At 53.4% G+C, this 19,137-nt stretch carries 10 protein-coding genes, 1 pseudogene and 1 CRISPR repeat array; of the genes and pseudogenes, 10 read left to right on the top strand and 1 reads right to left on the bottom strand.

Translation table 11 applies throughout. The annotated features are described in order from the left end of the window. Positions 1–4: 4 nt before the first annotated feature. From RHJ31_RS02240 to RHJ31_RS02285, 9 genes and pseudogenes are all read left to right on the top strand, one after another. Positions 5–667 carry an SDR family oxidoreductase gene (locus RHJ31_RS02240; RefSeq protein ID WP_302677212.1) on the top strand — a complete coding sequence of 221 codons (663 nt, stop codon included), beginning with the start codon at positions 5–7 and terminating at the stop codon, positions 665–667. A gap of 10 nt (positions 668–677) precedes the next feature. Next, a complete protein-coding gene (locus RHJ31_RS02245) occupies positions 678–1,346 on the top strand; it encodes a glycoside hydrolase family protein (protein ID WP_302677213.1) in 669 nt (222 codons plus the stop codon). Between the two features lie 663 nt (positions 1,347–2,009). Then, complete coding sequence (gene metH, locus RHJ31_RS02250; RefSeq protein WP_302677214.1) at positions 2,010–5,561, top strand: methionine synthase; 3,552 nt, start codon at positions 2,010–2,012, stop codon at positions 5,559–5,561. Positions 5,562–5,802: 241 nt separating this feature from the next. Continuing rightward, entirely contained in the window at positions 5,803–7,134 is a 1,332-nt protein-coding gene (locus RHJ31_RS02255) for a four-carbon acid sugar kinase family protein (RefSeq protein WP_302677215.1), read from the top strand. Positions 7,135–7,259: 125 nt separating this feature from the next. Then, positions 7,260–7,634, top strand: a complete 375-nt coding sequence (locus RHJ31_RS02260; RefSeq protein ID WP_302677216.1) for a cytochrome c — start codon at positions 7,260–7,262, stop codon at positions 7,632–7,634. Between the two features lie 92 nt (positions 7,635–7,726). Beyond that, the gene (sipA, locus tag RHJ31_RS02265; RefSeq protein ID WP_302677217.1) at positions 7,727–7,942 is read left to right on the top strand and encodes a regulatory protein SipA; all 216 of its coding nucleotides are present in this window, start codon (positions 7,727–7,729) and stop codon (positions 7,940–7,942) included. Positions 7,943–7,979: 37 nt separating this feature from the next. Beyond that, positions 7,980–8,996 (top strand): annotated as a pseudogene (locus tag RHJ31_RS13210) (glycosyltransferase); the annotation flags it as partial. Positions 8,997–9,057: 61 nt separating this feature from the next. Then, positions 9,058–12,877: direct repeats of the CRISPR family, unit length 36 nt; unit sequence GTGCTCAACGCCTTACGGCATCAGAGGTAGAGGCAC. A gap of 465 nt (positions 12,878–13,342) precedes the next feature. Next, complete coding sequence (gene rlmN / locus RHJ31_RS02280) at positions 13,343–14,356, top strand: 23S rRNA (adenine(2503)-C(2))-methyltransferase RlmN (RefSeq protein ID WP_302677782.1); 1,014 nt, start codon at positions 13,343–13,345, stop codon at positions 14,354–14,356. 59 nt (positions 14,357–14,415) lie between these two features. Beyond that, entirely contained in the window at positions 14,416–16,257 is a 1,842-nt protein-coding gene (locus RHJ31_RS02285; protein ID WP_302677219.1) for an NYN domain-containing protein, read from the top strand. On the opposite strand, the gene RHJ31_RS02290 is transcribed toward RHJ31_RS02285, so the two are convergent. Beyond that, the gene (locus RHJ31_RS02290; protein ID WP_302677220.1) at positions 16,254–16,982 is read right to left on the bottom strand and encodes a response regulator transcription factor; all 729 of its coding nucleotides are present in this window, start codon (positions 16,980–16,982) and stop codon (positions 16,254–16,256) included. The genes RHJ31_RS02285 and RHJ31_RS02290 overlap by 4 nt on opposite strands. A gap of 482 nt (positions 16,983–17,464) precedes the next feature. On the opposite strand from RHJ31_RS02290, the gene RHJ31_RS02295 reads away from it, so the two are divergent. Further along, the gene (locus RHJ31_RS02295) at positions 17,465–19,132 is read left to right on the top strand and encodes a DUF3370 domain-containing protein (protein ID WP_302677221.1); all 1,668 of its coding nucleotides are present in this window, start codon (positions 17,465–17,467) and stop codon (positions 19,130–19,132) included. Positions 19,133–19,137: the final 5 nt, after the last annotated feature.

Here is a 19,137-nt window from a genome sequence, read left to right on the forward strand (position 1 = left end):
GCTTGTGAAAGTTGCCGTGGTTGGTGCCACAGGTCGCACGGGTCATCGCATTGTGAATGCCCTACAAGCGTCTGAGCATCAGGCGATCGCTGTTGTGCGCAATCCCGCCAAAGCCCAAGGGCGCTGGCCAACGGTAGAGATTCGCACCGCTGATGTGACCCAGCCGCAGACGCTGCCCCCAGCGCTCAAAGAGTGTGAAGCAGTCATCTGTGCCACGGGAGCCAGCCCCAGCCTCAACCCCTTGGAACCCCTAAGTGTGGATTATCTGGGCACCAAGAATCTGGTGGATGCCGCCAAAGCTGCCCATGTGCAGCAGTTTATTCTCGTCTCGTCGCTGTGTGTCTCGCAATTTTTCCATCCTCTGAATCTTTTTTGGCTGATTTTGTATTGGAAGCAGCAGGCAGAACGTTATCTCCAAGAAAGCGGTCTAACTTACACGATTGTGCGGCCGGGGGGTCTGAAGGAAACCGATGACGGTGGCTTTCCGATCATTGCCCCAGCAGATACCCTCTTTGAGGGGAGTATCGCGCGATCGCGGGTGGCGGAAATCTGTGTGGCAGCCTTGGGCGAGCCGAGTGCCTACAACAAAATTTTTGAGGTGGTCAGCCGTCCTGATCAAACCCCAGCCGCCTATCCAGAGTTATTCCGCTCAATTGCGGCAGTGTGAGGATCAGTTGGTGCGGTTTTCCCGTTGGTTGCTGGCGATCGCTCTCCTTGGGGGCATAGGTTATGCCTTTTTGGCGCCTCGTTCGAGTGCTCTGTGGTGGTACTGGTACCGCTGGCAGCCGGGTCAAATTGCCCCCTTAGTCATGCAGGGGGGTGATCCCTATGTACGGGCACTGATGCGCACCATTTCTGCCAGTGAGGCCAATGACGCCAATCCCTACACCCTGCTCTATGGTGGCGAGCACATCCAAGACCTCAGCCAGCATCCCGATCGCTGTATTCCCATTCGCCGCGGTCCCAATCAGCACCTATGTACCACTGCCGCAGGCCGCTATCAATTTCTCACCACCACTTGGGAAGAAAAAGCCGCCCGCTATCATCCCCAACCGCCGAGCTGGTTTTGGCAGGGCTATAGCTTTGCCCCAGAGTATCAAGATCAGGTGGTCTATCGCTGGCTGACAGATCCTGCTGCTTGGAATGCCGATATTCCCCAACTGTTGCGGGAAGGTCGAGTGCAGGAAGTTTTTGCCCTACTGTCGGATACATGGACTAGTCTGGGCTACGGCCTTGAAAGCAACCTGATCACACCCCACCTCGAAGAGATTTACCAGCAACTGTTGGCTCAAGAATTAGCCGCCTCCCAGACCGCACAATCTCCGGGGAGGAATGCGTTACGCTAGTCAATTTTCTCTGCCGACAGATCTATTCAAGTGCCCCAATTTCTGATTCTTGCGTAGAATCCCTCGGAGTCGCTCTAGAAGAGGGTTTGAGTATTTTCAGTGGCTTCGTAGAAAATGATTTGACACCCCTCGCAGGGGATCCCTCGGAACAGGGGGTTGCAATCCGCTCAGGGAGAGGCTATATTGAAGATTCTCTTGCTTCCCTTCGGGGAAGCAGATTAAGTGGAAACGTAACTAAAAAAGTAAATAAGTCGTAAACAGAATTTAATTTCTTGCTTCCCTTCGGGGAAGCAGACTAAATGGAAACAATTAATTAGAAAAACTTCTTTAAGGAGGTAACCAATGTTGGGATTCTTTAGGTTCATTGAGAAGATCTTCGAGGCTGTTACATACGCGATGAAGGGCTTCAAGTATTTTATGATGGCAGCAAAGGTTTTTGCCTAACATAGCAAGAACAGGGAAATACTGTCATCAAAAACAGGCTGAGTACTCAGTTTTTTGAAGGGGGGTGTTGAATTCTATTTTTTCTGCACCCCTAATTTTTTTGTCGCAAGAAGTGTCAAGGCCGAGCTGTCAGTTCCATCCGTGAGCAAAGGGCTGTACCGCTCCCGGAGAGATTAAAATCAGAAAAACCCTCTGGTGCAAATCGGCTGGCCTTGGTGGATGTCTATGTCGTTTCTTGAGTATCTCCATGCAGAACCGCGGCGCGTCATTGTCTTTGATGGCGCAATGGGCACGAATCTTCAGGCGCAAAACCTGACGGCAGAGGACTTTGGGGGCAAGGCGTACGAAGGCTGCAATGAATACTTGGTCATCAGCAAGCCAGAGGCGGTGGCCAAGGTGCACCGGGATTTTTTGGCAGCAGGCGCCGATGTCATTGAAACCAATACCTTTGGCTCATCCTCGATTGTTCTTAGTGAATACAATTTGGGCGATCGCGCCTACGAAATTAGCAAGAAAGCCGCCGAACTGGCCAAGTCCGTGGCCGCTGAATTTAGCACCCCCGAAAAACCCCGCTTTGTTGCTGGCTCAATGGGGCCTGGTACCAAACTCCCCACCCTTGGCCACATCGACTACGACACCCTCTACACTGCCTTTCGCGAACAAGCGGCGGGTCTCTTTGATGGCGGGGTTGACCTATTTATTATTGAAACCTGCCAAGACGTGCTGCAAATCAAGGCGGCACTCAATGGGGTAATGGCCGTCTTTCGGGAGCGGGGAGAACGCCGCCCTCTCATGGTCTCCGTGACGATGGAGCAGCAGGGCACGATGCTGGTTGGCTCGGAAATTGGTGCTGCCCTGACGATTCTGGAACCCTATCCCATTGATATTTTGGGACTCAACTGCGCCACAGGGCCTGACCTGATGACGGAGCATATCCGCTACCTCTCGCAGCACTCCCCCTTTGTGATTTCCTGCATTCCCAACGCCGGCTTGCCTGAGAACATTGGTGGTTGTGCCTACTACAAATTAACACCGATGGAACTGCGGCTAGCCCTCACCCGCTTTGTCGAGGACTTTGGGGTGCAAGTGATTGGCGGCTGTTGCGGCACTCGACCGGATCACATTGCTGCCCTTGCCGAAATTGCTGCCACCCTGACCCCCAAGGCGCGATCGCCCCAACGGATTCCCGCGGCTGCCTCGATCTACAGCCCGCAGCCCTACGACCAAGAGAATTCCTTCCTGATTATTGGTGAGCGGCTCAATGCCAGTGGCTCGAAAAAATGCCGCGATCTCCTCAATGCCGAAGACTGGGATGGCCTCGTTGCCCTTGCCCGTGCCCAAGTGCGTGAAGGTGCCCACATCCTCGATGTCAACGTGGACTATGTGGGGCGCGATGGCGTGCGGGATATGCACGAGTTGGTGTCGCGGTTGGTTACCAATGTCACCCTGCCCCTCATGCTTGACTCTACGGAGTGGCAAAAGATGGAAGCGGGGCTAAAGGTGGCGGGGGGCAAATGCCTGCTCAACTCCACTAACTTCGAGGATGGTGAACCCCGTTTTTACAAAGTTTTGGAACTGGCAAAAACCTATGGCGCCGGTGTTGTGGTCGGCACCATTGATGAAGAGGGGATGGCACGAACGGCTGAGAAAAAGTTTGCCATTGCTGAACGGGCTTATAAAGCCGCCCTTGACTACGGCATTCCCCCCTACGAGATTTTCTTTGACCCTTTGGCACTGCCGATTTCCACAGGGATTGAGGAGGATCGGGTCAACGGTCGGGAAACCATTGCCGCCATTCGCCGTATCCGCGCTGAACTCCCCGGCTGTCATATTTTGCTGGGGGTCTCGAATATCTCCTTTGGTTTGAACCCAGCGGCGCGGCAAGTCCTGAACTCGATGTTTCTCCATGAGGCGATGCAGGCGGGCATGGATGCTGCCATTGTCAGTGCTGCCAAGATTCTGCCCTTGGCGAAAATTGAGCCAGAGCACCAAGAAGTGTGCCGTGATCTGATCTATGATCGGCGGCGATTTGAGGGGGACGTGTGTGTCTATGACCCCCTTGCGGAACTGACCCGCCTCTTTGAGGGCAAAACCACCCAACCGGATCGCTCGCAGGTGGAGAACCTGCCCATTGAGGAGCGGCTAAAGCGCCACATTATTGATGGCGATCGCTTGGGGCTGGAGGACACCCTCGCCAAAGCCCTTGAAACCTATGCTCCCCTTGAAATTATCAATACCTTCTTGCTCGATGGCATGAAGGTGGTGGGTGAACGCTTTGGCGCTGGGCAGATGCAACTGCCCTTTGTTTTGCAGTCCGCAGAAACGATGAAGGCCGCCGTCGCCTACCTCGAACCCTTTATGGAGAAATCTGCCACGGGGGACACCGCCAAGGGCACGGTTGTGATTGCCACGGTGAAGGGGGATGTCCATGATATTGGCAAAAACTTGGTGGATATTATCCTCACCAACAATGGCTATCGGGTGATTAACTTGGGGATTAAGCAACCCGTTGAAAATATCATCCAAGCCTACAAAGAACATCAGGCAGACTGCATTGCCATGAGTGGCCTCTTGGTGAAATCCACCGCCTTTATGAAGGAGAATCTGGAGGTCTTTAATGAGCGGAGCATTACCGTTCCCGTGATTCTGGGGGGGGCGGCCCTCACACCCAAGTTTGTCTACGAGGATTGCCGCGCCACCTACCACGGTCAAGTGATCTACGGCAAGGATGCCTTTGCCGATTTGCACTTTATGGATCGGCTGATGCGGGCAAAGGCCGCAGGGCAGTGGGACGATCGCCAAGGATTTTTGGATGGCACAACGGTCTCTCCCCCAGAGGCAGAGGCCACACCGGCGATCGCCCCCGAACCCCCCTCGGTGACTGAACCCGAAACGCCAGAAGTAGTAGATACACGTCGTTCTGACGCTGTTGCGGTGGAGATTCCCCGCCCCACACCCCCCTTCTGGGGCATTCGTCACCTTAAGGCGGATCAGATTCCCCTTTCTGAGGTCTTTGCCTATCTGGATCTCCAAGCCCTGATTGCCGGTCAGTGGCAGTTTCGCAAACCCAAGGATCAAGACCGTGCCACCTACGACGCCTTCCTTGCCGAGAAGGTCTATCCCATCCTTGAGGAGTGGAAACAGCGCATCCTTGCGGAAAACCTACTCCATCCTGAACTGATTTATGGCTACTTCCCCTGCCAAAGTGAGGGTAACACGGTCTATCTCTACGATCCGCAGCGGGTTGGTGACAAAAGTGCCTGCATCCCTGAGCGGGCGATCGCCCAGTTTACCTTCCCCCGCCAAAAGAGTGGCCGCCGCCTCTGTATTGCCGACTTTTTTGCCCCTGTGGCATCGGGCATCATTGATGTCTTTCCCATGCAAGCGGTGACCGTTGGTGAAATTGCTACCCAAGTGGCGCAGGAGCTATTTGCGGCCAATCAATACAGTGACTACCTCTACTTCCACGGCATGGCGGTGCAAACGGCGGAAGCCCTCGCAGAGTGGTGCCATGCCCGCATTCGCCGTGAATTGGGCTGCACTCCCGATCCAGAGTCGATTCGCGATATTCTTGCCCAGCGCTACCAAGGCTCCCGCTATAGCTTTGGCTATCCTGCCTGTCCCAATATGCAGGATCAATATACGCTGCTGCGACTCCTCGAGAGCGATCGCATGGGGATGTATATGGACGAGAGTGAACAACTCTACCCTGAGCAATCCACCACGGCGATCATCTGCTACCATCCCACCGCCAAGTATTTCAGCGTCTAAGCCTCAGCTTTCTGCGTGCTAAAACTAATCATTCAAAAGACGCTGCCATGGGTACACCAAGGGCATCCCCTAAACAGGCACCCAATAATCCATTGACAACGTGTTCAGCATTCATAGGGAGCAACCAGATCGGATTTTTCAAGAGTTCTCAAGAATTCTTATCACCCTAGGTACCCCATGTTTTAGAAAAGAACTGTCGCGATCGCCCCAATGATAAACTGCAAACGAAAGAGTGTCGGAGATGCCCTCGGTGACGCGCCCAAAAATTATTGTTCTAGATGATGACCCCACCGGTTCGCAAACAGTGCACAGTTGCCTGCTGTTGACCCGCTGGGATGTGGATACCCTCTGTCGTGGCCTCACCGATAGGGTGCCCATTTTCTTTATCCTCACCAATACCCGTGCTTTGCCTCCAGAAATCGCAGCGGAGGTCACGCGCACCGTTTGCTGTCATTTGAAGGCGGCGATCGCCCAAACCGGCACCACCGATTTCATGGTTGTCAGCCGTTCCGACTCCACCCTCCGCGGCCACTACCCCCTTGAAACCGATGTGATTGCCGCTGAACTGGGACCCTTTGATGCCCATTTTCTGGTGCCTGCCTTTTTAGAGGGGGGGCGCATTACCCGTGATAGCCAGCACTATCTGCTTGTTGCAGGTCAGCCGGTGCCCGTTCATGAAACGGAGTTTGCCCGCGATTCCGTCTTTGGCTATCACCACAGCTACTTACCCGACTATGTGGCCGAAAAGACCCAAGGGCGCATCCCCGCCGCAGCCGTAGAGCGTTTTGTCCTTGCCGATGTGCGCAATCCAGAGACCCTGCGCAGCCGCTTGAGTCAGTTACAAGGCAATGTCTGTGGGGTGGTGGATGCCGAGAGCCAAGAGGATTTAGACCAGTTTGCAGCAGCAGTGCTTGAGCTTGCCAGTCAAGGAAAACGCTTTTTGTTCCGCAGTGCTGCCAGTTTGCTCACGGCCTTAGCGCAGCTGCCGCCCCAGCCCACCCCCCCAGAGGCAATGGCCACCTATTGCCGCCCTGGCCGCTATGGTGCGATTTTGGTGGGTTCCCACGTGCGCAAAACCACTGAACAACTGACCGCTTTGCTGGAGGAACCCGATGTGTTTCCCATTGAAGTGCCCGTGGCTCGATTGCGCGACAGTGGGGCGGCTGAACCTGACATTATCAACGAAGTCTTGGCGGCAGTGGATCAGGCGATCGCCAGTGAGAAAACCCCCGTCATCTTTACCAGTCGTGAGGAACTCACCTTCGCGGATGCAGCGACACGGTTAGCCTTTGGGCAGCGAGTCTCGGAAGTGCTGATGGCGATCGTCCAGCAGTTGCCCGCCGATTTGCGCTACCTGATCAGCAAGGGGGGCATCACCTCCAACGATGTGCTGAGTAAGGGCTTAAACTTAGCCACGGTTCGCCTCTTGGGGCAAGTGATTCCGGGCTGCTCCGTGGTGCGCACGGGTGCTGATCATCCCCGTTTTCCCGCATTACCAGTGGTGCTGTTCCCCGGCAATGTCGGCGATCGCGAGGCATTGCGCATGGTGTATCGTCGCTTTCACAGTCCTTAGTGGATAGCTCAAGCCCTTGCTTTTGTCTAGGAATTTTTACTTAGTGGCTTGAATCTCGCTGAGCTCAGGGTTTAGAATGCAGTTGTAACAATAATAAACAATTTTTAATCTTTCCCGATAAGTGAATGAGTTTAGTCAACACAGTTGGGGTTCGATCAACGGTATGGCGCTGGCTGCTGCCTGTCTTGGTCGTGCTGGTGGTGGGTGGCGGTTGGGGGGTTTCTCTGCTATTGCCCCTGCGGGATCCCTACATTCAATCGGTACGAGCAGCGGTGGGCGATCCGAGTCGCGGCGAGCAAATTTTTATTCTCAACTGTGCGGCTTGTCATGGCATTGATGGCAAGGGCGAAGTGGGTCCTAGCCTTGTGCAGATTAGCCACCGCCGATCGCAAGCAAAGCTCATCCAGCAAATTATTAGCGGCAATACCCCTCCCATGCCCAAGTTTCAAGCCCAACCCCAAGACATGGCCGACCTATTAAGCTACTTGAAGACACTCTAAAACTTTTGACAAAAATCTCACAGGCGAAACCAGTATATTAAATTGAAAATTGTGCTACCAGAATTACGCATTTCGAGCATTTTTTGGTGGGAATGGAAGAAGCCTTTGCGGTGGGCGATCGCGTTCGCCTTGTGGAACTGCCCCCCTATGTGAAAACAGCGGAGCCAATGCCAATGTTGCGTCCCGCCAGTATCCTCACCCTCGGTGAAGAGGGGGTGATCCTCGGCCAGCAACCGGGGAACTATTGGGTCGTGCGCCTAGCGCGGGGTGCCTTTTTGCTGGAAGCCAAGTATCTCAAACGGCTGTAGTGCCTTCGCTGCTATGGCTCCGCTGCTGTCTCTGTGCATGATTGTCAAAAACGAAGCCCATCAATTACGGCGCTGCTTGCAGTCGGTGCAGCCTTGGGTGGATGAAATCATTGTTGTGGACACGGGTTCCACCGATGGGACGATCGCCATTGCCCGCGAGTTTACCCCCCATGTCCATGCCGTTGTCTGGCAAGCAGATTTTGCTGCCGCCCGCAATGCCTCCCTAGCCCATGCAAGCGGGGAGTGGGTCTTTTACATTGATGCCGATGAGGAATTGGTGGTTACAGATCCCCAATGGCGAGACCAGTTGAGCGCTGCAAGTGGGGATGCCATCAATCAGTGGAGTCTGCTGCGCCGTGAACAGGCGAGCGATCGCAACTGGAGTGAGTTTTGGAATGTCCGCTTTGGCCGCCGCTTCCCTGATCTTCACTTTGCCGGGGCACTCCATGAGCAACTGTACTATCGGGAGCGCCCAGCGGTGGTGGGTCAGTTGCAGGGGGTCTATCTCATTCACCACAACCAACAGACGCCAGATCAGTTTCTGGCAAAGCTTCGCGATCGCAATATTCCCATCCTCGAAAAAATGGTGCAGCAGGGCGATCGCCGACTGCAAAACTTGGTGTGTCTTGGGGATCACTATGCCGCCTGTGGCGATGGCGATCGCGCCCAAGCTTGGTATGAACAAGCCCTTGAGCAAATTGCCCCTGCCGTGGCACAGGGAATTCTGCCTCAGGAGACGACTTGGCTGCGCCATCTTCTTTTTTGGGTGAGCTACCGCGCCTTTGAGGCCAAGGACTACGAAACGGCTCAGTATTACCTCAGCTATGGCCTACGCTTCTTTGATCGCTATCCGCCCCTACTCTATGTGGCGGGGTTACTCATCTTTGAATTGGGCTTGCATCGCGGAGCCTTGCCCTACTTTCACCGCTGTTTAGATCTCTTTGAGCAGGGAACCTACGATCGCGCTGAACCCTTCGATCGCCAGTGGATGACCACCCAACCTGCCTATAGTCTAGGTTTTACCTACATGACCCTTCAGGAGCGCGATCGCGCCATCGCCTATTTTCAAAAGACCCTTGAATTTAACCCTGACTATTCCCCTGCGCAGATGTACCTGCAACAACTGTTGACGGCATCGGCAAATCAAGGGTGATGCGAGTTCCCGCCCCTGCTGCCGAGCGAATCCAGTGCTCAACGCCTTACGGCATCAGAGGTAGAGGCACCGCTTTCTTTCAAAGCTACCATTTGCTCTAAAAGTGCTCAACGCCTTACGGCATCAGAGGTAGAGGCACCTGCTACAGCAGGAATACAGGCCATTTCAATATTGTGCTCAACGCCTTACGGCATCAGAGGTAGAGGCACTCGTAAACATTATTTAGCGCCACATCATGTCGCTTTTGTGCTCAACGCCTTACGGCATCAGAGGTAGAGGCACTCTTATAGAAAAAACGAAAACTAAAAAAGGCGAAGTGCTCAACGCCTTACGGCATCAGAGGTAGAGGCACTAACACTCAAAATACTAAAGGCTCTTTTAGGTCTGTGCTCAACGCCTTACGGCATCAGAGGTAGAGGCACAAGGGCTGAGGGCAGAGGCGGCGGCACAAGGAGTGCTCAACGCCTTACGGCATCAGAGGTAGAGGCACACAACTCTTGAACCGCCGCAATTTGAGTATCATACGGTGCTCAACGCCTTACGGCATCAGAGGTAGAGGCACCATCATTCCCATTCCCCGTCCTGCAATGGCGCAGTGCTCAACGCCTTACGGCATCAGAGGTAGAGGCACATAGTCATAGACTTCAACTGGAAAAGCCTTCACATTGTGCTCAACGCCTTACGGCATCAGAGGTAGAGGCACAGGCGGCCACAGGAGAGGCCACGGACAGAGGCGGCGTGCTCAACGCCTTACGGCATCAGAGGTAGAGGCACCCATTTGTTGCCGCTCTTGCACATTGGTCTGCAGCAGTGCTCAACGCCTTACGGCATCAGAGGTAGAGGCACGAAGGGCTGAGGAAGGGCTGAGGAAGGGCGGCGGGTGCTCAACGCCTTACGGCATCAGAGGTAGAGGCACTCGAATATAGGGATCATTAGAAATAGCGCCATTAGTGTGCTCAACGCCTTACGGCATCAGAGGTAGAGGCACACGAGAATGACCCTAATTATACAGCCAAAGAGGGCGCGTGCTCAACGCCTTACGGCATCAGAGGTAGAGGCACAATAGATAGGAGGATGTAAATGTTCGGCGCATTTATAGTGCTCAACGCCTTACGGCATCAGAGGTAGAGGCACCCTCTGCCCTCTTGTCTTTGAGCGCCCGTGGCTGTAGTGCTCAACGCCTTACGGCATCAGAGGTAGAGGCACGAATTCTGCAGTACTGACATACATTGGCCGCAAACTGTGCTCAACGCCTTACGGCATCAGAGGTAGAGGCACGGGCAATAGGGCAGAGGCGGCGGCACGCTGAGGGGTGCTCAACGCCTTACGGCATCAGAGGTAGAGGCACGCCCTCTGTTGCCCTGTAATATTAAGGTCAAGCTTTGGTGCTCAACGCCTTACGGCATCAGAGGTAGAGGCACCCCTCAGCCCTTCAGCTCCTCAGCTCCTCAGCCCTTGTGCTCAACGCCTTACGGCATCAGAGGTAGAGGCACAAGGGCGGCAAGGGCGACACATATTAATAGGGCGGGTGCTCAACGCCTTACGGCATCAGAGGTAGAGGCACTCCTCAGCCCTATTAATACGTGTTGCCGCTCTCAGCCCTGTGCTCAACGCCTTACGGCATCAGAGGTAGAGGCACCTCCAAATCATCCTGACTACGCTAATTTTGTATCTTTGCGTGCTCAACGCCTTACGGCATCAGAGGTAGAGGCACGTTTTCATCTACTAGATTTTGAGCTGGACGAGTGTTTAGTGCTCAACGCCTTACGGCATCAGAGGTAGAGGCACCACAGGGCGGTCACGGGCAGAGGGCAGAGGGCGGCGTGCTCAACGCCTTACGGCATCAGAGGTAGAGGCACAAGCCTAGCTCAGTTTATACAATTAATTCTCAAAATGGTGCTCAACGCCTTACGGCATCAGAGGTAGAGGCACGGGCAGCCTTCTATTTTATGGGGCTCGCCACCAGTGCTCAACGCCTTACGGCATCAGAGGTAGAGGCACAACCAATATAATGCTCGTAAAATTACTCTAGAACTAGTGCTCAACGCCTTACGGCATCAGAGGTAGAGGCACCTCTTGTGAGTCAATTACTGTTTCTAGAATTTCTTTGTGCTCAACGCCTTACGGCATCAGAGGTAGAGGCACAATGATCTGCCTCGTCATTAATCCAATTCTCATAGTGCTCAACGCCTTACGGCATCAGAGGTAGAGGCACTTGCAATGCCTCTAAGTCTGAGGCGTCGCAAGAGTGTGCTCAACGCCTTACGGCATCAGAGGTAGAGGCACTTTTCCGCAAAAGTAACAACCCTACTTTGTTTGTGCTCAACGCCTTACGGCATCAGAGGTAGAGGCACCTATTACAGCACAGGCAAAAGCAGGCAATATAGCGTGCTCAACGCCTTACGGCATCAGAGGTAGAGGCACATTGAAGAAATGGGAGATCCTTCAGACCTTACTAGTGCTCAACGCCTTACGGCATCAGAGGTAGAGGCACAGCTGACCTTCTGTTGCGCTTTCAGGGCGTCCTAGTGCTCAACGCCTTACGGCATCAGAGGTAGAGGCACAATTTGGGGTTTACTTTTATGGGGGAGCCTTGTGAGTGCTCAACGCCTTACGGCATCAGAGGTAGAGGCACGGCCAAGTTTGAGGTTTTAACTGGCTGCAAAGCCTGTGCTCAACGCCTTACGGCATCAGAGGTAGAGGCACCTACTGCAATCCTCGATCGAGTTGCGCTATTCCGATGTGCTCAACGCCTTACGGCATCAGAGGTAGAGGCACCTCTGCCCGTGGCGCCCCCTCTTTGGTATAATTGAAGTGTGCTCAACGCCTTACGGCATCAGAGGTAGAGGCACTTGATTAGTGTCATTACGCATTGCCGCTTGAGAGTGCTCAACGCCTTACGGCATCAGAGGTAGAGGCACAGTAGTGGATAGACATATGACTGAGTTCAATATTTAGTGCTCAACGCCTTACGGCATCAGAGGTAGAGGCACATCAAAGTTAATTATATTCTTCCTTCTACTGCTTCTGTGCTCAACGCCTTACGGCATCAGAGGTAGAGGCACGCCCGAAGAGGAATTAATCAAGTGGATACTGGTTGTGCTCAACGCCTTACGGCATCAGAGGTAGAGGCACGGGCTGAGGCGGGCTGAGCGGCAAGGGCGGCGGGCTGTGCTCAACGCCTTACGGCATCAGAGGTAGAGGCACCCGCACTCGTTTACCGCAAGAAGAGAAGAAGAATGAAGTGCTCAACGCCTTACGGCATCAGAGGTAGAGGCACAGCCATTAGCTCGTCTTGAACAATCTGATGTTTGAGGTGCTCAACGCCTTACGGCATCAGAGGTAGAGGCACTATTAAACGACAAAAATGGCGCTTTATAGGCTTTATGTGCTCAACGCCTTACGGCATCAGAGGTAGAGGCACATCTTTTCGACCGTTGAAAGGTTTTCAGCGGCCAAGTGCTCAACGCCTTACGGCATCAGAGGTAGAGGCACCTTGTGTACTTTCCATTTTCCTTCTGGAATAGGTCGGTGCTCAACGCCTTACGGCATCAGAGGTAGAGGCACAAAAGTATCTTCAGATACACTAGCTTTTTCACCGAGTGCTCAACGCCTTACGGCATCAGAGGTAGAGGCACAATGTATCGTCCTCACTAAAGTCAAACAAGTAGTTTCGTGCTCAACGCCTTACGGCATCAGAGGTAGAGGCACGCAAAGGCAAGCCCACGGCAAAGGAACGCCAACGGGTGCTCAACGCCTTACGGCATCAGAGGTAGAGGCACAGCGGCGCCCTAGAAATGCCTCTAGGACTAGCTTAGCACAGTCACTTTTCAAGCACCTCTGGCACTTGGTTTTTTTGTGACTGTAAAATTTTTAGCCTCGGCCAGTATTCAGTTGTCAATCCCGCTCTGGGGAATAGGTTCAGAGATTTTCAAGCACCTCTAAATCTAACAAAAACTCTCAAACCAAGTCAAGGGGCTATCTTTGAATATCAGCCGTATCAGAGAATATTTGAATCCAGAGGTGCTTGCATGCGCCACAATCTTGGACAAAACTCAGCTGGCATTCTCTGGGGTCTCGCAAATTTTAGTGCTGCTGACCCGTCAGCAAGAGAAAGATTAACTGCTCTTAGCAAAACTGCAAAGCAATTGTCCCAGCGCCTCAGCGTTCTTTCTTGTGCCCCTATTCCAGAAAAGAGCAGGTTGGCAGTTTGTTAGGATCAAGGGGAAGTGAAGCGGTTGAACACTATGGCGCTGCTGGGACAGTCTGCAGCAGAACTCAAGGCATGGGTGGAAGCCCAAGGGCAGCCTAGCTATCGGGCACAACAACTCCATCAGTGGCTCTATCAAAAGGGGGCGCGATCGCTCCAAGAGATTACAGTTTTTCCCAAACGGTGGCGTGATACCCTCGCAGGAGTAGAGATTGGCCGCTCAGAGATTCGCTATCGCCATGATGCCCAAGATGGCACTGTAAAGCTTTTGTTGACCTTAGCCGATGGCGAAACCATTGAAACGGTGGGCATTCCCAGTGGCGATCGCCTGACGGTGTGTGTGTCTTCCCAAGTGGGCTGCCCCATGGCCTGTGATTTTTGTGCCACCGGTAAAGGCGGGTATCGCCGCAATCTGGCTTGCCATGAAATCGTCGATCAGGTGCTAACGATCCAGAGTGAAATGAGGCGGCGCGTCAGCCATGTGGTGTTTATGGGTATGGGAGAGCCACTCTTAAACTTAGCGGCTGTTATCCCAGCGGTCACCTGCTTGAATCGCGATATTGGCATTGGTCAGCGGCACATTACCCTCTCAACGGTTGGTATTCCCCAACAAATTCAGCGACTGGCACAATATCAGTTGCAAATCACCCTTGCCGTCAGCCTCCATGCCCCCAACCAAGCCCTACGGCAGCAGCTCATTCCCAGCGCCAAGCACTATCCCCTCAGCCAACTGATTGCCGATTGTCGTGCCTATGTGCAGCAAACGGGGCGCCGCGTCACCTTTGAATATACCGTTCTGGCGGGGGTCAACGATCGCCCCCAGCATGCTGAGGAGCTAGCGCAGCTATTGCGGGGCTTTCAGAGCCATGTAAACCTGATTCCCTACAATCCCATTGCAGAAGCAGCCTATCAGCGTCCCAGTGATCAGCAATTGCGACAATTTTTGGCTCAACTGCACGCCTTAGGGGTAACCGCCAGCATTCGGCGATCGCGGGGTCTGGATCGGCAAGCCGCCTGTGGCCAACTGCGCCAAGCCCAACTCAGTGCCTAAAGATTTTTTGCTATCATGATTCTCTAATTCATGTTATTCCTATCACATTTCCCTTTTGAATGAAGCCAGAGCTTTGGTTGATTGCTCCTGTTAGCGCGATCGCCCTCGGTGGTATTGCCACACTGATTCAACCCCAACAACCCTTAGCAACCCTTTTAGGGAGTGGCATCGGTGCCCTTGCAGGTGCACCCCTCATTGAAAAGAACCAACGCCGTAGCGATCGCCTCATTCGAGACATTCACACCGTCCTCTCCTCCTCCCCAGAGACCACCGAACTCAAAGCACTTCTGCTGCAAGAACTGGCACAACAACGCCAACAACTCACTCACCTTGAACAGCACCTGCACCAAGCACTTCCTGAAGCCCTGCACCCGATGCGTAACGAGATCATGCAGAGGCTGGAAACCCTCAAGGACAATCAAAGGGACGCTGCTGTTAACACGGCGACGGCGCAGCAACTTGAACCGCTCATTGAAGCCATTCATGCCCAGAGTGCCGCTCTGCAAACCATTCAAACCCTTCTGCAAAGACCCCAACCCCCAGCAACCACCCTAAAAACCGCTGTCCTCTACGATATTGAAAACTTAGTCTTTAACCAAGGGCAGCGACTAGACCCGGCCAAAGTGAATGAGCTTGTTTCCCTAGACAACATTCTAGAGGCAATTAAAGGCACCATTGATCTGGGGGAAATTGTCATCAAGCGTGCCTATGGGAACTGGCAAAATCAAATTCTCCAAGCCCTCAACGCTCAACTGGAGCGATCGCAAATCGAGCGGGTTGGCGTCTATGGTCGCAATCACAATCAGCGTAATGCAGCGGACATTCAACTTGCCCTTGATGCCATTGATCTAGCCTACCAACATCCCGACATCAATACTTTTGTGCTCATCTCCGGGGATGGTGGCTTTGGCTCCATTGCCCTGCGCCTGCGGGATTACGGTAAAACCGTGATTGGCTGTGCCTACCGTAACGCCGCCAGTGACAGCTTTCAGCGGGTGTGCCACCAATTTATTTTCCTTGAGAATCCTTTCATTCATTCTGCTCCCGCCACCAATGGCAGAAACGGCACGCCTCCCCCGCGTCAACCCAATCGAGAAAATCGCACCGCGCCATCCTCACCTCGGCGTCTTCCCATTGAGCCGTTGAACTATGAACAAATTCCGCCATCGGCGATTCAACAACGGGAAACTGAAAAACTTTTGGAGCTATTCTCCTACTACACCACTGATGCAACAAGACGGCGAGAATTGGCCAAGGGTATGGTCTTTAATACCGTATTTTTAGAAATGAGATCCGTTGCCCCCCAATTGGATCCGCTGCGATTTGGCTTTTGCAAGCCCTCTGAATTAGTGGCCTACTTAACCACACACCATCAGTTACAAATTGGTGTTGCGGTGAATGGTCAATTGGGTAGGACGATTCTCTGCTGGCGCAATAACCTACCTGAGCGCTACACCCTGCGCACCTCCAGTCCCCAAACCATTCACACCGTCTCGATCTATCGTGGTATCTTTGCCGATGAAGTGGCGGCAGATTTTTTACTGACTCAGGTGGGACAGTGGTTAATTGCCCATCGTCCCCGCAATGCCCCCTTTGAGAGAATGATAAATATTATTCTTGAGCAAGCTCGTCGGCGGCAGCAGCGCATTGGTCAGCAGGGGATTAAGCGGGCGATCGCCAACTATGTCAAGGCGGGCATTCTAACACGAACAGGGAACACCCTCACCCTCAACCCTGCCATCACGGACTTTTCTAGTTTGGCGATCGAGCTACAAACTCGCTTTCGCCAAGCCGTGGCAGAACGCCTCAGCAAGATTGGTGAAACCATCAATGAGCAGGTCTTTGCCCAAGCGGTTCCCCTCAAGCCTCTACAACTACCGACTGCGAACAACCCAACCTAGGATGCAGATGGTGGCTCAATCTGACTGGGCAGTTCTAGACAGTAGCCAGCCCCATAGACGGTTTTGATATAGCGCGGATTCCGCGGATCCGGTTCTAGTTTTGTCCGCAGGTGGCGGACGTGGACGCGAATAGTTTCAATATCATCATCGGGGTCATAGCCCCAGACTTCCTTGAGAATTTCACTGGGGGAGACCGTTTGGCCATGGCGTTGCAGCAGGCAGTGGAGCAGCTCAAATTCAAGGCGCGTCAGCTTAATAATTTTGCCAAACCAAGAGACCTCAAATCGTTCAGGCACTAGTGTCAATGGCCCATAGCTGAGGATTTCGCGATGGCCTGCCGTGGCGGGAATGCGATCGGTGCGGCGCAAGAGGGCGCGTACCCGAGCCAGCATTTCCTCCAATTCAAAGGGCTTGGTGAGATAGTCATCGGCACCGGCATTAAATCCTTCCACTTTATTATGGGTTTGGCTGAGGGCCGTCAACATCAAAATCGGAATATCTTGAGTACGGGGATCGCGGCGCAGGCGTTGGCAAATTGTAAAGCCATCCACTTGGGGCAACATCAGGTCAAGGAGAATCAGATCGGGAGAGAGTTGCACGGCGAGGGCTTGCCCTTGCATCCCATCTAAGGACTTTGTGACCTCGTAACCCGCCATTTGCAGGTTAATTGCCAAAACGTCAGCGATCGCAGGGTCATCATCAATGATTAAGATGCGGGGCTTCATAAAATTGACAGTACTCAATCCTCACGGGCGGCCAACTACCGCTTCTGAGAGAATTATAAACATGGCGGCAAAAACCTTAAGACTTTGTTGAGTTTCTTTAGATTTTCTCAATATTTGACGCCAATCTAGGGATACAGAGCTTACTCTAAAATAAGGAATACCTCCAGCAGATCAGAGGCTATCCTGCATCAACTTGTCCAGTGCTGAGCGTGGCCAATCTATAGGACACTGAACGATCGAGAATTGGCCTAGACCACTTTCTAATCAGCACTTGGCGCAGTCTGAAACCCAGTTCTAGGCTGGCATTACGCGCAGCAAGCTAAACCGGAATTACGTTCATGCCGCGAGCTCTATGCGGTCTTGAGCGGATTTTCTACAAACCTAGGCTATACTTTGGGAATGCAACTTTTGGGCAGAAACGATGATCCTGTCCTGACTTTTGCGAACTGCTCACTCATGTAATGCTGTGGTTTGGATCGAATATGCTTGCTCCCATTCTTGTGGCACAAGCCGCTCTAGCAACTCCACCCCAACATGCATCCACTCTGGTACAGGGATATTCGCTTCGCTCGAATGTTGTTGTCCAAGCCAATACTGTACCCGCCAATCTAAGACCCCCTGAAGTCCCCTCGCCACCTGCGGCAACGGCCTACGTCACACCCACCAATTTTGCCTACTTCCCCCAAGACATTCGTCCTTTACCCGGCAAGTTGGACGATGTCCCCGTGTTTAACAGCAATAGTCCAGAGATGGTGCGCTCTGAGGGGATTCTCCTCTCCACCTTTCCACCCCACGGGAAATGGCAACCGGCGGCTCACCTCAACTATCCCTTGGAGGGACGCTTTGATGTCTTTGCCCACCACATTACCCAATCCAATCGGGCGGTGAGTACGCCTACGCTCTATCTAGGGCTGCTGGCCTATAACCCAACGGATCGCTATGTCACGGTGAGATTTCATCAAGCCGCTAGTTTTTTAAGTACGCCAGATGCTCCCTTCCGCAATTTGCCCGCCATGCTCGATAACCCCACGGGCTTTGTTTTTTCAGGGCCTGGGAGTCGCGTCACCAACCAAGTGCTGCGGGGGGTACGGCAGACATTCTTTCCCTCACAGATAACCATTCCCCCTCGCGAAGCGCGGATGCTGGCGAATTTGCCGCTGCCGTTGCCCACTCAATTTCCCAATGCGGTACTCAATCGGGTTCGGGCAGAGTTTATGCTCAATGCCGATGGCAGCGTCGGCCCCAAGTTACCCCTAATCCCGGATACAAATCCCTTTGGTGAGGTCTCCTCCTCCAATGGCCGTTCCACCCTGATGTATTTAGAAAGTAGTGGCCCGATTTACTTAGCGCAAATGTCAATGTTTGCCCGCATGAACGAGCAGGGCACCGAACGGGCACCCACCCTAGAGGAATGGTGGGCAATGCTCCATCGCGGTCAACTGGTTACCCCCCGCGACATTCCACCCACGCCCCCCAATAGTGGTCAGTTTGGGCGCTTCTTTTATGGCCGTGTGGCCGGTGTCAGTCAAGGCTCTCGCTGGCAAGCCACCCTCACCGATGGCCAAACCCATGGACAGGCTTTAACGATTCCGGCACCGGGGCGAGCCATCTCCTATGGCATTAGTACGCTGCACCGCGGCACCCTTGGCACGGGTCAAATTCAAAGTGCCCCCATGTTGGTACGCTATCCAGACACCGCCTACTACGCCCATGGCAATTATGGTGTTCACTATAGTTTGACCTTGCCCTTGGTCAACAATACCCGTCAGTTCCAGTCGGTGGTGCTAACGCTGCAAACCCCTCTCAAACAAGATCACCGCAGTGTCGTCCTCCAATTTTTGGAACCCCCGGCTCCCCAAGTGTTTTTCCGGGGAACGGTGCGTGTTCGCTTTACCGATGATTTAGGACAGGTGCAAGAGCGCTATGTCCATTTGGTACAGCGGCGGGGTCAGCGGGGAGAACCATTAGTGACATTAAATATGCGTCCAGGTGAAAAACGGGATGTTACTGTGGATCTACTCTACCCACCCGATGCCACTCCACCCCAAGTGCTGACAGTAGCGACATTACTTGGTCCTAGCTATGAGAACACGACTCAAGTGCCGGCCGCTCCCAATTCTTTGTCCCTCACACCCGTGACGACACCCTAGGAGTG

This window comes from Thermosynechococcus sp. JY1331, assembly GCF_031583475.1.
Classification (GTDB): Bacteria; Cyanobacteriota; Cyanobacteriia; order Thermosynechococcales; family Thermosynechococcaceae; genus Thermosynechococcus.

Bases quoted from the DNA above. Each gene is read 5' to 3' on its own strand.
- metH (WP_302677214.1), top strand. From the start codon at position 2,010: ATGTCTATGTCGTTTCTTGAGTATCTCCATGCAGAACCGCGGCGCGTC.
- RHJ31_RS02255 (WP_302677215.1), top strand. From the start codon at position 5,803: ATGCCCTCGGTGACGCGCCCAAAAATTATTGTTCTAGATGATGACCCC.
- RHJ31_RS02260 (WP_302677216.1), top strand. From the start codon at position 7,260: ATGAGTTTAGTCAACACAGTTGGGGTTCGATCAACGGTATGGCGCTGG.
- sipA (WP_302677217.1), top strand. From the start codon at position 7,727: ATGGAAGAAGCCTTTGCGGTGGGCGATCGCGTTCGCCTTGTGGAACTG.
- rlmN (WP_302677782.1), top strand. From the start codon at position 13,343: ATGGCGCTGCTGGGACAGTCTGCAGCAGAACTCAAGGCATGGGTGGAA.
- RHJ31_RS02285 (WP_302677219.1), top strand. From the start codon at position 14,416: ATGAAGCCAGAGCTTTGGTTGATTGCTCCTGTTAGCGCGATCGCCCTC.
- RHJ31_RS02290 (WP_302677220.1), bottom strand. From the start codon at position 16,982: ATGAAGCCCCGCATCTTAATCATTGATGATGACCCTGCGATCGCTGAC.
- RHJ31_RS02295 (WP_302677221.1), top strand. From the start codon at position 17,465: ATGCTTGCTCCCATTCTTGTGGCACAAGCCGCTCTAGCAACTCCACCC.